Consider the following 13,167-nt stretch of genomic DNA (forward strand, 5'->3'; position numbering starts at 1 on the left):
CACAGCGCTCTGGCGGACGGACTGTGGAATCTGTTGCCGGAGCAGCTTTGTAAATATTGTGAAATCGAGGAACAGCTATGAAATTTGATCCCACATTGTATTTGGTAACCGACAGCAGTCAGTATGAGGAGGACGCATTTCTTTCCGTCATAGATGGGGTGTGCAGCGCCGGTATCACTCTGCTGCAGCTGCGGGAAAAGGAACGCTCTACCCGGGAATACCTCCGACTGGCACGGGCTGTCCGGCAGATTACTGACCGGTACGGGATTCCTCTGATTCTGGATGATCGGGCGGATGTGGCTGCTGCATGCGGCTGTGCCGGGGTGCATGTCGGGCAGGAGGATCTGCCTGTGGAGGATGCCCGGCGGATCCTGGGAGCGGACAAGATCGTGGGAGCAACGGCGAAAACCCCGGAACAAGCAAGGATCGCCTATGCCCAGGGGGCGGATTACCTGGGCTGTGGCGCCGTGTATCCCACCACCACCAAGGTGCGCACGGTGCTGACTCCTGTGGAAACCATTCGGCAGATCTGCGAAAGCGTGCCCATTCCGGTGAATGCCATCGGGGGATTGAACCGGGGGAACCTGGAGATACTGCGGGGCGTGCCCATCCGGGGCGTTTGCGTGGTGTCCGCCATCATGAAGGCAGCGGATCCGGCACTGGAAACCCGGCTGCTGAAGGAAGTTGTCCGGGCACTGCTGGAGGATGCACCGTGCGCTGCGCATTGACCATTGCCGGTTCGGATTCCGGCGGCGGCGCTGGGATCCAGGCGGATCTGAAAACCTTTGCTGCCCATCATTTGTACGGAGCATCCGTCATCACCGCAGTGACTGCCCAGAATACTCTGGGGGTACGGGAAAGCTTTCCGCTGCCCCCGGAGATTGTGGCGGCACAGCTTTCCGCCGTGCTGGAGGATCTGCATCCGGCAGCCATCAAAATCGGCATGCTGGGGAATGGGGACATCGTCCGGACTGTCAGCCGGGTGCTGGCTCAGTATCCGGATGTCCCGGTGGTGCTGGATCCCATCATGCTGTCCACTTCCGGACACCCCTTACTGGATCCGGAGGGGGTATCCGCCATGGAGCAGCTTTTGTTTTCACGGGCAGCTCTGATTACCCCCAATCTGCCGGAGGCACAGGCATTGACCGGCTTGCCCTTGTCGGATCTGCATGCTGTAAAGGCAGCGGCACAGCTGCTGTACCGCACCTATGGCTGCGGCGTGCTCATCAAGGGGGGGCACAGTGCCGGAGAGCCGGTGGATGTGCTGTATGATGGCAGTCTGCATGTTTTCACCGGGAAGCGTATTCCCGGCAGGGATGTGCACGGCACCGGCTGTACCCTGTCCTCCGCCATTGCGGCAGGGCTTGCACAGGGCATGGCGCTGCCGGAGGCGGTACAGGGGGCGAAGCGGTATCTGTCCTGTGCCATGGAGGACGCTTTTTCTGTTGGAGGTGGCGCTCCCGTGCTGAATCATTTTTTTAGATAAAAATGTATTTGAATAAGTTTCATAGTACATGATATCAAATACAAGTATGGAGCGATAATATGAATGATCCGAAAATTCCCGATAATAGTCTTACTGATCGTATTAGAACTATTATTAAATTGACTGAATATATGGGAGAAGGGGCGTTTGAGTTTGATGCTCCCATTTCAGAGGAAGAAATCGAGCCATGGGAAAAAATGGTATAAATATACCCGAATCTTATAAGGATTGGCTTAGATTCTCAAAAAGTGCTACAATAAGAGGAACAGCAGCAACATTCTATGAACCTAAGGATTTTATCACAGATAATGCCAAAAAGCCATATGATGTTCCCCATGAATGTATTGTTATCGGCGAACTTGGAGGTTGGGGAGTAAGCATTTGCTTTTATGCTGAAACTGGTGAGATCATGCATGTCGATCATGGAGAAATATGCAGAGGACTTGACTTTGGAGATATCCTTGATTGGGTGATAGAAACTCTTGAAGACTGTATTAAATAAGCTTAAGGGTTTTTTACGATTTATTGTCATTACTAGAGAAAAAACGACCCGGAGGAAATATCCCTTCGGGTCGTTTGCTGTATCATACGCAAGTTTTGCATGGCGACGAATCAGGTTCCCTTCACCCGGGCATAAGCCACGATCACGGAACGAGGGGCAGCCCAGATGTTGGTGCAGCCCTCCCAACTGCTCTGGGTCTGGTAAATGGGGGGATCCGCATGGGGCAGGGCGGTGTTGCAGGCAATGTGCCAGTACAGATGCTCCGGCAGATCCGGCATCTGGATCTTCTGGTTTTCCCAAAAGGTGTTGATGCCCAGGAATACCATATCGTCCGCTCCGGTTTTCGGATGCTTGCCGGAAAAGAGAATGCCAATGACCCGGGTATCCGGGTGACAGTCTGTATGCCAGGGAAATGCATTGTGAATGCTGACGGCGGGGAAGTTGGTGCTTGCCGGTTCCAGATTTTCTGTAATGCAGGGGTGTGCCTTTCGCAGAGCGATCATATCCCGGCAGAACCGGAAGATCTCCTGATTTTTCTCCAGCAGGGACCAGTCCAGCCAGGATACTTCGTTGTCCTGACAGTAGGGATTGTTGTTGCCGAACTGGGTGTTGCAGAATTCATCTCCCGCAAGGAACATGGCTGCGCCCCGGCTGCACAGCAGGGTGGCAAAGGCGTTTTTGATAAGCCGCATGCGCAGTGCCCGGATCTCCTGATTGTCCGTGTCTCCCTCGGCACCGCAGTTCCAGCTGTTTCCACAGTTGTCCCCGTCCGTATTGTTCCAGCCGTTGGCTTCGTTGTGTTTGGTGTTGTAGGCGTACAGATCATACAGGGTAAAGCCGTCGTGACAGGTGAGAAAATTGACGGAGGCATTGTCCCCCCGGTATACCGGGTCGTACAGATCCGTAGAGCCGGTGATCCGGTTGATGGCTGCCTGCGCCATGCCCGCATCTCCCTTTAAGAAGCAGCGCAGATCGTCCCGGTATCTGCCGTTCCATTCCGCCCAGCGGCGCAGAGAGGAGAAGCTGCCCACCTGGTACAGCCCGCCGGCGTCCCATGCTTCGGCGATCAGCTTCACCTTGCTGAGCACCGGGTCATAGGCAAGATTTCGCAGCAGGGGCGGATTCCGCATGGGAGAGCCGTCCTCGTTCCTGCCCATGATGGCTGCCAGGTCAAACCGGAAGCCGTCGATCCGGTATTCCGTTGCCCAGTACCGGAGACAGTTCAGGATGAACTGCTGCACCACCGGGTGGTTGCAGTTGAAGGTGTTGCCGCAGCCGCTGAAATTGAAGTAGCTGCCGTCCGGCGTGAGCATATAGTACACGTTGTTGTCGATGCCCTTGAAGCTGAAGGCGGAGCCCTGTTCATTGCCCTCTGCTGTGTGGTTGAACACCACATCCAGGATCACTTCAATGCCGTGTTCATGCAGCACACGGATCATCTGCTTGAGTTCATTGCCCTCCCGGTTGTATTCGTTTTCGGAGCTGTAGCTGGTGTTGGGAGAGAAGAAGCTGACGGTGTTGTAGCCCCAGTAATTGTACAGGGTTTTGCCGTCAATGATTCTGGCATCCTCCAGCTCGTTGAATTCAAACACCGGCATCAGCTCCACTGCATTGATTCCAAGCGCCAGCAGATGGGGCAGCTTCTCCAGAATGCCGGCAAAGGTGCCCGGATGGGCAACGCCGGAGGTGCTGCTCCGGGTAAAGCCGCGGACATGCATTTCATAGATAATCAGATCCCGCAGGGGGAGCTCCGGACTGCGCATATCGCCCCAGTCAAAGCTTTCGGTAACCACCCGTGCGTGATACTGGTGATCGTTTGCGGCATTTTCGCCCCATTTATGCTGACCGGTGACGGCTCTTGCGTAAGGATCCAGCAGGATCCGTTCCTTGTTGAACAGCAGTCCCTTCCGGGGATCGTGGGGGCCGTCCATCCGGTAGGCGTACTCAAATTCCGTAATATCCAGCCCGAACACGATAATGGAGAACACATCTCCGATCCGGTAGGAAGCCGGAATGGGGATCACTGCATAGGGGGTCTTTTCCTTCCGGTGAAACAGCAGCAGCTCACAGCTGGTGGCGTTGGCGGAAGAAATGGTAAAGTTGACTGCATTGGGCATTGCGGTTGCCCCCTGGATCAGGTGATTGCCTGGACGTACCGGAAAACCGCTGATGGTATCCACGGGGATCAGGGGCATGTTTGTAATGACTGCCATGGTTATCTTCCTTCTTTGATTGATATACCCTTTTATTATAAGCGAATCCCGGAAAAAATGCAAGCGGCAGGGATATCCGCTTGCGGCTGGGGAAAAAGTGTGCTATAATGGTGTCGGCAGAAAGCAGGGAGGAAGCATATGAAAATTCAGATATTCGGAAAAGCAAAAAGCTTTGACACCAAGAAGGCGGAGCGGTATTTCAAGGAACGGGGCATTTCCTTTCAGTCGGTAGACATTCTTCGGAAGGGGCTGAGCCGGGGCGAACTGGACAGCGTGCTTCGGGCAGTGGGCGGTCTGGAGGCGGTGATTGACGATACGGCAAAGGACTACTGCATGATCAAATATCTGCTGGAGGATGCAAAGCTGGAAAAGCTGATGGAGCAGCCCAGCCTGTACCGCACCCCCATCGTCCGCAACGGCAGACAGGCTACTGTGGGCTACTGCCCGGAGATATGGAAGCAGTGGGAAGAGGCGGAGCATCATGCAATGTGAAAGCTGTGTCTATTATGTATATGATGAGGAGCTGGACTGCTACAGCTGCCTGGTAGAGCTGGACGAGGACGAATACGGCAGATTCCTCCGGGGAGAATGCCGCAGCTGTCCCTATTACCGGCTGGATGATGAATACGGTGTGGTCAGACACCAGATGTGAGGGATCAGAATGGGAAAAGAAGTAAAGACAAATGCGATGCGGATCCTGGACAGACTGAAGCTGCCCTATACGCTGAACAGCTACGAGTGCAAGGAGTTCATTGACGGGGTACACATTGCGGATATGCTGGGGCAGGATCCTGCCCAGTCCTTCAAGACCCTGGTGTGCAGCGGCAAGGGGGGCGGCTATTATGTATTCGTATTGCCGGTTGCCCGGGAGCTGGATCTGAAAAAAGCCGCCCGTGCAGTGGGCGCCAAGGCGGTGGAGTTGCTGCCGGTGAAGGAGATCAACGCTGTCACCGGATACATCCGGGGCGGCTGTACTGCCATCGGCATGAAAAAACAGTATCCTACGGTGATCGATCAGTCTGCCGGGGAATTTGACCGGATCATCATCAGCGGCGGACGCATCGGCAGCCAGATTTTTCTCGCACCGGACGATTTCATCAAAGCCACCGGAGGCAGCTACGGGGATATTCTTGCGGAGATGTAACTCCATTCCGTTTTTGCATGGTGCGGCACTGGGTTTTTTCGAAAAATGCTTGCAAGGCGACAGGGAATATGGTACAATATTATGATGCAGGGCGGAGTTACAGCATCCCTCTGTGAAAAAACGGGAAAGGAGAAAGGTCTGCGTATTTACGCAGGTCATACTTAAAATATGTTCCGAATTGTTCAGAAAAGAGTACTCAATGATGCGGTAGTACTGATGGAATTTGAAGCCCCTTACATTGCCAAGAAGGCACAGGCAGGGCAGTTTATTATTTTCCGCATCGATGAGCAGGGGGAGCGGATTCCGCTGACCATTGCTGATTACGACCGGGAGAACGGCACCATTACAATCATTTTTCAGATCGTGGGCAAGTCCACACAGCATCTTGCCACCCTCAACGAAGGGGATACCATTCTGGATCTGGTAGGGCCTCTGGGAGTTCCTACCCACCTGGATCCGGATGTAAAGCGGGTATGCGTTGTGGGGGGCGGCGTAGGCTGCGCCATTGCATATCCCCAGGCCAAGGCGCTCCACAGTAGGGGCATCTATGTGGACGTAATTGCCGGCTTCCGCAGCAAGGATATTGTGATTCTGGAGGATGAGTTCAAGGCTGTGTGCAATGAACTGGTGCTCTGCACCGATGACGGCAGCTACGGCAAGAAGGGCTTTGTGACCAACGCCCTGCAGGAGCTGATCGATGCAGGCAGAAATTATGACGCTGTCATTGCCATCGGACCGGTGCCTATGATGAAGTTTGTCTGCAAGGTAACAGAGCCTTATAATCTGAAGACCATCGTATCCCTGAACCCCATCATGATCGACGGCACAGGCATGTGCGGCGGATGTCGGGTAACAGTGGGGGGCAAGATTCGTTATGCCTGCGTAGAGGGCCCGGATTTCGACGGCCACCAGGTGGACTTTGACGAGCTGATGCGCCGCAACGGCACATATAGAGAATACGAGCAGCACTGTCGGCTGATGGCACAGGCTGAAAAATAATCGGAAAGGAGCATATATGGACAGGCTCTGCCCATATTGATAGAAAGCTATGGCTAACATGTCTTTAAAGAAGGTGCCCATGCCGGAGCAAAAGCCGGAAGTGCGGGCACGGAACTTTCAGGAAGTAACCCTGGGCTATTCCAAGGCAATGGCAATGGAGGAAGCCTCCCGCTGTCTGAACTGTAAGAACAAGCCCTGCGTATCCGGATGCCCGGTAGGAGTTCGGATCCCGGAGTTTATTGCATGTGTTGCAGCAGGGGATTTTGACAAGGCGTATGACATCATCACTTCCACCAACGGTCTGCCGGCAGTCTGTGGTCGTGTATGTCCCCAGGAGCATCAGTGCGAGGGTAAGTGCGTTCGGGGCATCAAGGGCGAACCGGTGGGCATTGGCCGACTGGAGCGCTTTGTAGCAGATTACAAGATGGAGCAGGGAAACACCAAGGTTGAGGTTCCTGCCTCCAACGGACATAAGGTAGCGGTAGTCGGCGCAGGCCCCAGCGGTCTGACCTGTGCGGGGGATCTGGCTCGGCTGGGCTATCAGGTTACCGTATTCGAGGCATTCCACGTTGCCGGCGGCGTGTTGATGTACGGCATTCCGGAGTTCCGTCTGCCTAAGGCCATTGTACAGAAGGAGATCAAGACTCTGAAGGCACTGGGTGTGAACATCATGACCGATATGGTGATCGGCAAGGTTTTGTCTGTGGATGAGCTGCTGGAGGATGGCTACGAGGCGATCTTCATCGGCTCCGGTGCAGGTCTGCCCCGGTTCATGGGCATCGAGGGCGAGGCGCTGGTAGGTGTTTGCTCCGCCAACGAGTACCTGACCCGGATCAATCTGATGAAGGGCTATCTGGAGGAGTATGATACCCCGGTCATCAAGTCCAAGCGGGTCGCAGTGGTGGGCGGCGGCAACGTTGCCATGGACGCTGCAAGAAGCGCAATGCGTATGGGTGCGGAGCATGTATACATCGTGTACCGCCGTTCCGAGGAGGAGATGCCTGCCCGGAAGGAAGAGGTACATCACGCCAAGGAAGAGGGCATTGAGTTTTTGAATCTGAACAATCCGGTGAAGATCATCGGAGACGAAAACGGCAGAGTCTGCGCCATGGAGTGCATCCGCATGGAGCTGGGCGAGCCGGATGAAAGCGGACGCCGCAGCCCCATCCCGGTGGAGGGCTCCAACTACAATTTGGAGGTGGATACAGTGATCATGTCCATCGGCACCTCTCCGAATCCTCTGATCCGGACTACCACTTCTGGTCTGGAGGCAAACAAGCGGGGCTGTCTGATCGTGGACGAGGCTATGTGTACCACCAAGGAAGGCGTGTATGCCGGCGGTGACGCAGTGACCGGTGCAGCAACGGTAATCCTGGCCATGGGTGCCGGCAAGACGGCTGCCCAGTCCATCGACAAGTACATTCAGAACAAGTAAAATCAACGAGGAGGAACAGTATGTTTACGAGTTTGCACACATTCGCAGCTGAACAGAGTGCCACCAACGGTGGTGCGTATGGCTTGGTGGGGATCCTGCCCTGGGTGATTGTTCTGGTTGCGCTGTACTTCATTATGATTCGTCCGCAGCGCAAGAAGGAAAAGGAGACCATCCGGATGCGCTCCAATATCCAGATCGGTGACGAGATTCTGACCATCGGCGGCATTGTAGGCATCGTTGTGCGCAAGGGCGAGGATACTGTAGTCATTGAAACCGGCGGCGACCGCAGCAAGTTGCGGATCCGGATTGAGGCTGTGCAGGAAAACCTGACTGCACAGGAGGAAGCGGCAAAGGAGAAGAAGGAAAAGCAGAATGCCAAGCTGACCCCCGGCGCACCGAAAAAGGAAAAGCCCAAAAAGGAAAAGAGCGAATCCGAGGAATAAGCCCTTGCATCCATGCATATGCTCAAACAGCATAGGACATGGAGGGCATGGGTATGAGCCGACGAACACGTAGAGCAGCTCCGTGGTACCGCAAGTATTTGCTTGCGATTGCCGGGGGGCTGCTTCTTTGTATGGGCATTCTCAGCTTGGGAGCACTGGCTGCATCCCTGGTGGATCTGCCCCGATGGGTGATGAACAGCCTGGTGCTGGCAGCGCTGGGCTGCGGCGCATATCTGACCGGCTTACTGGCAGGGCGGCGCCACCGTCGGCATGGGCTGCGGAACGGGGGTCTGCTGGGGGTGCTGTTGGGAATCTGCGTGCTTGGGATCAGTACAGCCTGTACAGGACATGTACCGCATCTGCACGCTTTGGTGCGGCTGGTGTGGATGGCGGTCTGCGGCGGCGCAGGGGGCGTACAAGGCGTCAATCAGAAGCAGCCGGGGGTGCCGGAGGAGTAAATTTCATACTTTCTGTATATCTGAGTCGAGATTCTACATATTTTTATCATTTAATGATTAGAAAAGGGTTGAAATGTCGCGGATCCTGTGATATAATAGATGTAAATTCTGATGAGATTGGTGGAGGTTAGTATGAAACACATTCAGACAATCAATAAGGCAAATCTGAAGGAAACTGCAAAGAAGGGCGGCTGCGGCAAGTGCCAGGCATCTTGTCAGTCTGCTTGTAAGACTTCTTGTACAGTTGCAAATCAGAAGTGTGAGAAATAATTGAACTAAAAATGAGCGTGATGAAAAGGGGCAGTAGTGTCCCTTTTCATTTTATCAGCAGATTTATGCCGCTGCCATGCGGCGGAATGGGGTAACTGGATATGATACACAAGTTTAAACTAAACGGATTCAATATTGTGCTGGACGTGAACAGCGGCGGTGTCCATGTAGTGGACGAGCTGACCTATGATCTGCTGGACAATGTGCAGCCGCCCTTTGCACCGGAATGTCCCCAGGAGGTTGTCAGCAAGCTGACCCGGTTTTATGCGCCGGAGGATATCCGTTCCTGCTATGCGGAGATCCTGGAGCTGTACAAGGACAAGATTCTCTTTTCGGAGGATGATTACGAGAAATTTGCCAAGTATTCCGTTGCAGCACCGGTCAAGGCCATGTGTCTGCATATTGCTCATGACTGCAATCTGAGATGTGAATACTGCTTTGCATCCACCGGTGATTTCGGCAAGGGTCGGAAGCTGATGCCCTTGGAGATCGGCAAAAAAGCCATTGATTTTCTGCTGGAGCAGTCCGGGGATCGGGAGACTCTGGAACTGGACTTTTTTGGCGGTGAGCCTTTGATGAACTTTGATGTGGTCAAGGAAGTGGTGAAATACGCTCGCAGCAAGGAGCAGGAATACGGCAAGCGGTTCCGCTTTACCATTACCACCAACGGCATGCTGCTGACGGATGATAAGATCGACTTCATCAACAAGGAAATGTCCAACGTGGTGCTGTCCCTGGACGGTAGACGGGAGGTCAACGACCGGGTGCGCAAGCGTGTGGACGGTACCGGCTGCTACGACCGGATCCTGCCTGCGTTCCAGAAGCTGGTGGCACAGCGTGGGGATAAGGATTACTATGTGCGGGGCACCTTTACCAAGTACAATCTGGATTTCTCCGATGATGTGTTCAGCCTGTATGATGCAGGCTTTGACCAGATTTCCGTGGAGCCGGTGGTCAGTGATCCTGCAAAGCCCTATGCTCTGACCGAACGGGAGCTGTCTGATATTTTCTGTGAATATGAGCGGCTGGCAAGCCGGATCCTGGAGGCACAGAAGCAGGGGAAGCGGTTCAACTTCTTCCACTTCATGATCGACCTGGATCAGGGCCCCTGCGCCATCAAGCGGCTGCGGGGCTGCGGCTGCGGCAATGAATATGTTGCCATTACGCCGGACGGAGATATTTACCCATGTCATCAGTTTGTAGGCATGGAAGAATACAAGATGGGGAACCTGGATGAGGGAACCTTTAATCTGGATATCAAGGCGGAGTTTGCGGCGGCGCATGTATACACCAAGCCGGAATGTAAGCAGTGCTGGGCGAAATTTTATTGCAGCGGCGGATGCAATGCCAACAACTACCAGTATGCAGGGGATATCCACAATGCCCACAAGTTCTCCTGCCAGCTTCAGAAAAAGCGGCTGGAGTGTGCCATTATGATTAAGGCGGCGCACCTTGCGGAGGATCTTGCAGACAAATAAAACGTGTCGGCGCAGATAAGAAACATTTTAGCCCGGAAGTGGTTTGATTGAACTGCTTCCGGGCTTATTTGCATATGACATTTGGACATAAATGGGATGCATCAACCTAAATCGTACGATGAATAGCCAAATTCGATTATCATCCTTTGCAGTTCTCTAAACTGCTTCCGGTTTTCAGATTTTGAGAATATACCTTTTTTGTTGAAAAGAATTTTGGTGGGTCTTTCAGCAGTAAAAAACAGAAAATAAGGAGGCTGGGCAAATAGATCCCTTTCTGCAATGAAAGTTTTACCGTTGCTGCCTTGTTTGATGCATGACTGAAAAACGATTTTTTCGCCGTTTGTAAAAGTAATCCCATTCTGATTGATCTCTTTGATCTCATAAAAACTCTTTTCAGATGCTGTATGCATTTTTCCCTCCTTGTTGAGCGGTGTATTATGTTTCATCCATATAAAAAGAAAACGCCGTTTCTCGAAAGAAACGGCGTTTTGCAATCGTAAAACGATTAGCCCAGCTCTGCGAAGTACTTGATAGTACGAACCATCTGGCTGGTGTAGGAGTTCTCGTTGTCATACCAGGAAACAACCTGAACCTCATACAGATCCTCAGCGATCTGTGCAACCATGGTCTGGGTAGCATCGAACAGAGAACCGTATCTCATGCCGATTACGTCGGAAGAAACGATCTGATCCTCGTTGTAGCCGAAGGACTCAGAAGCAGCAGCCTTCATAGCAGCGTTGATTGCTTCCTTGGTTACGCCCTTGCCCTTAACAACTGCGGTCAGGATGGTGGTAGAACCAGTCGGAACCGGAACTCTCTGTGCGGAACCGATCAGCTTGCCGTTCAGCTCCGGAATTACCAGGCCGATTGCCTTAGCAGCACCGGTGGAGTTCGGAACGATGTTTGCAGCACCTGCTCTTGCTCTTCTCAGGTCGCCCTTTCTGTGCGGACCATCCAGGATCATCTGATCGCCGGTGTAAGCGTGGATGGTGCTCATGATACCGCTCTGGATGGGAGCGTAGTCGTTCAGAGCCTTTGCCATGGGAGCCAGGCAGTTGGTGGTGCAGGATGCAGCGGAGATGATGGTGTCATCCTTGGTCAGAGTGTTCTCGTTTACGGAGAATACGATGGTTTTCAGATCGTTGCCGGCGGGAGCGGAAATAACAACCTTCTTTGCGCCTGCATCGATGTGAGCCTGGGACTTCTCCTTGGAGCAGTAGAAGCCGGTGCACTCGAGTACAACGTCAACACCGATCTTGCCCCAGGGCAGCTCAGCTGCCTTCGGCTCAGCGTAGATTGTGATCTTCTTGCCATCAACGATGATGCAGCCTTCGCCTGCCTCTACAGTGTGGAGACCCTGGCCGATTCTGCCGCAGTAACCGCCCTGAGCGGTGTCATACTTGAGAAGCTGTGCCAGCATCTTGGGGTCTGTCAGATCGTTGATTGCTACGATCTCATAGCCCTCAGCGCCGAACATCTGTCTGAAAGCCAGACGGCCGATACGACCAAAACCATTGATTGCTACTTTAACTGCCATTGGAATGTACCTCCTAATATTTTATGGTTCTATTATACACCATCCGGGCGCATTTTTCAAGTGCTTTGTCAGGAAAATAACTATTATTTTTCGGTGCATTTGCATTCTGCAAGGAAATCCATTGTTTCAAGTGTGCTTTTTGTGCAAAAGCGACAATTGCGGAGAATCTGAAAAAAGTGGTGTACAAATGGGAGAAAATATTGTATAATACATACATGTACAATAACACGGAGGGGTCATGATGCAGACAGAACAACAAAGGACGCAGCTGGCTGTGCTGCAGGATATTTTCAAACACTCCCATCAATATGTGTGGATCGCAGACCTGTCCTGCCAGGTGCTGTGGTGCAGCCATGACAGTCTGCCGGGGGCGTTCCGGGACCTGGACATTGGAAAGCTGCTCCGATCTCATCGGGGCATGCGGCTGTGCAGCGGCAGATATACCTGTACCCTGGAGGGGCTGACGTATTCCTACAGCCTGTTGCGGTATCCGGATCCGGAGGATCAGGCAAAGGATCTGCTGGTGATCCAGATGGCGGGAGAGGATGTATTTGCGGCATTCCTCCATGATGGCATGATCCGGGAGTTTTTAGAAAATCAGTCCGGCACCATCCGCCAGGCGGTATCCGGGATCACCGCAGTCAGCGGACAGCTTGCCCAGCGGCTCCGCATCAATCAGGATGAACCGGCTCGGGAGTTGTTGAATGTAGGCATCAGCAACTGCTTCCGGCTGCTGCGGAGTACGGCGCATACCACGGAGCTGCTCCGGTATGCGGAAGCGCCTGTGCAGCGTGTCCGCATTGACGTGTGCGCTTTTTTGCAGGAATTTGCCCAGGCATGTACGGAGCTGCTACAAGGACATATGCAGGTGACTCTGGAGGACACAGAGCCTGTATACATTGTATCGGATCCGGAGCGTTTTTCTGCCTGCATCCAGTCCATGCTGCTGCTAAGCTGTGGCTCGGGTCCATGTGCCTCCTTGCGCATCCGTGCAGTGTGTCAGCGGGAGCAGCTTTGTATTTCCATGCTGCCGGCAGAAGCGGATGCACCGGAGGAGCCGGCACACCGGGTGCGGCATGACAAGCTGGAACCGCTGCATCCGGGAAATCCCCTGGATTCAGAGGCGTATCTGATCCGTCGGTATTGCAGCGTGTTCGGCGGCACACTGGAGCAAGGGGAGATGGGCTGGCAGCTGCGGCTGC

At 53.6% G+C, this 13,167-nt stretch carries 17 protein-coding genes; 14 read left to right on the forward strand and 3 right to left on the reverse strand.

Annotated elements, in window-relative coordinates:
- The first annotated feature begins 77 nt into the window (after positions 1-77).
- Genes thiE through QVO51_RS05920 form a run of 4 tightly spaced genes read left to right on the forward strand, consistent with a single transcriptional unit; the run spans position 78 to position 1,988 of the window.
- The gene (gene thiE / locus QVO51_RS05905) at positions 78-728 is read left to right on the forward strand and encodes a thiamine phosphate synthase (RefSeq protein ID WP_022357624.1); all 651 of its coding nucleotides are present in this window, start codon (positions 78-80) and stop codon (positions 726-728) included.
- Positions 713-1,486 carry a bifunctional hydroxymethylpyrimidine kinase/phosphomethylpyrimidine kinase gene (gene thiD, locus QVO51_RS05910; protein ID WP_022357625.1) on the forward strand — a complete coding sequence of 258 codons (774 nt, stop codon included), beginning with the start codon at positions 713-715 and terminating at the stop codon, positions 1,484-1,486. The genes thiE and thiD overlap by 16 nt, the downstream gene beginning before the upstream one ends.
- A 59-nt stretch (positions 1,487-1,545) precedes the next feature.
- Positions 1,546-1,692: a hypothetical protein gene (locus tag QVO51_RS05915; RefSeq protein ID WP_022357626.1), complete on the forward strand. Its 147-nt coding sequence runs from the start codon at positions 1,546-1,548 to the stop codon at positions 1,690-1,692.
- The gene (locus tag QVO51_RS05920) at positions 1,674-1,988 is read left to right on the forward strand and encodes a hypothetical protein (RefSeq protein ID WP_288167917.1); all 315 of its coding nucleotides are present in this window, start codon (positions 1,674-1,676) and stop codon (positions 1,986-1,988) included. The genes QVO51_RS05915 and QVO51_RS05920 overlap by 19 nt, the downstream gene beginning before the upstream one ends.
- A 110-nt stretch (positions 1,989-2,098) precedes the next feature.
- Here the strand turns inward: QVO51_RS05920 and glgX are convergent, their stop codons facing one another.
- The gene (glgX, locus tag QVO51_RS05925) at positions 2,099-4,201 is read right to left on the reverse strand and encodes a glycogen debranching protein GlgX (protein WP_022357627.1); all 2,103 of its coding nucleotides are present in this window, start codon (positions 4,199-4,201) and stop codon (positions 2,099-2,101) included.
- A 138-nt stretch (positions 4,202-4,339) separates the two neighbouring features.
- On the opposite strand from glgX, the gene QVO51_RS05930 reads away from it, so the two are divergent.
- The 9 genes from QVO51_RS05930 to scfB all read left to right on the forward strand — a co-directional run bounded on the left by QVO51_RS05930 (position 4,340) and on the right by scfB (position 10,428).
- Positions 4,340-4,693, forward strand: coding sequence for an arsenate reductase family protein (locus QVO51_RS05930; protein WP_022357628.1), 354 nt, complete (start codon positions 4,340-4,342; stop codon positions 4,691-4,693).
- A complete protein-coding gene (locus QVO51_RS05935) occupies positions 4,683-4,853 on the forward strand; it encodes a DUF6472 family protein (protein ID WP_015558439.1) in 171 nt (56 codons plus the stop codon). Before QVO51_RS05930 ends, QVO51_RS05935 begins: the two co-directional genes overlap by 11 nt.
- Before the next feature lie 9 nt (positions 4,854-4,862).
- A complete protein-coding gene (gene ybaK / locus QVO51_RS05940; protein ID WP_015558440.1) occupies positions 4,863-5,345 on the forward strand; it encodes a Cys-tRNA(Pro) deacylase in 483 nt (160 codons plus the stop codon).
- Positions 5,346-5,513: 168 nt separating this feature from the next.
- A complete protein-coding gene (locus QVO51_RS05945; protein WP_022357629.1) occupies positions 5,514-6,344 on the forward strand; it encodes a sulfide/dihydroorotate dehydrogenase-like FAD/NAD-binding protein in 831 nt (276 codons plus the stop codon).
- A gap of 49 nt (positions 6,345-6,393) precedes the next feature.
- The gene (gltA, locus tag QVO51_RS05950) at positions 6,394-7,779 is read left to right on the forward strand and encodes an NADPH-dependent glutamate synthase (RefSeq protein ID WP_276773336.1); all 1,386 of its coding nucleotides are present in this window, start codon (positions 6,394-6,396) and stop codon (positions 7,777-7,779) included.
- A gap of 20 nt (positions 7,780-7,799) precedes the next feature.
- A complete protein-coding gene (gene yajC, locus QVO51_RS05955; RefSeq protein WP_022357631.1) occupies positions 7,800-8,222 on the forward strand; it encodes a preprotein translocase subunit YajC in 423 nt (140 codons plus the stop codon).
- A gap of 53 nt (positions 8,223-8,275) precedes the next feature.
- The gene (locus tag QVO51_RS05960) at positions 8,276-8,680 is read left to right on the forward strand and encodes a TIGR04086 family membrane protein (RefSeq protein ID WP_022357632.1); all 405 of its coding nucleotides are present in this window, start codon (positions 8,276-8,278) and stop codon (positions 8,678-8,680) included.
- A gap of 132 nt (positions 8,681-8,812) precedes the next feature.
- Complete coding sequence (gene scfA / locus QVO51_RS05965) at positions 8,813-8,950, forward strand: six-cysteine ranthipeptide SCIFF (protein WP_015558444.1); 138 nt, start codon at positions 8,813-8,815, stop codon at positions 8,948-8,950.
- Between the two features lie 101 nt (positions 8,951-9,051).
- Positions 9,052-10,428: a thioether cross-link-forming SCIFF peptide maturase gene (gene scfB / locus QVO51_RS05970; RefSeq protein WP_022357633.1), complete on the forward strand. Its 1,377-nt coding sequence runs from the start codon at positions 9,052-9,054 to the stop codon at positions 10,426-10,428.
- Between the two features lie 101 nt (positions 10,429-10,529).
- Here scfB and QVO51_RS05975 read toward each other — a convergent pair whose 3' ends face one another.
- Positions 10,530-10,838: a hypothetical protein gene (locus QVO51_RS05975; RefSeq protein WP_022357634.1), complete on the reverse strand. Its 309-nt coding sequence runs from the start codon at positions 10,836-10,838 to the stop codon at positions 10,530-10,532.
- A 95-nt stretch (positions 10,839-10,933) separates the two neighbouring features.
- Positions 10,934-11,965 carry a type I glyceraldehyde-3-phosphate dehydrogenase gene (gene gap / locus QVO51_RS05980; protein WP_022357635.1) on the reverse strand — a complete coding sequence of 344 codons (1,032 nt, stop codon included), beginning with the start codon at positions 11,963-11,965 and terminating at the stop codon, positions 10,934-10,936.
- Between the two features lie 238 nt (positions 11,966-12,203).
- Between gap and QVO51_RS05985 the strand changes: the two genes are divergently transcribed.
- The coding region (locus QVO51_RS05985) for a hypothetical protein (RefSeq protein WP_288167918.1) at positions 12,204-13,167 on the forward strand (964 nt) is incomplete at its 3' end.

This window comes from Ruminococcus sp. CAG:379 (assembly GCF_000434255.1).
Lineage (GTDB): Bacteria > Bacillota > Clostridia > Oscillospirales > Ruminococcaceae > Ruminococcus_F > Ruminococcus_F champanellensis.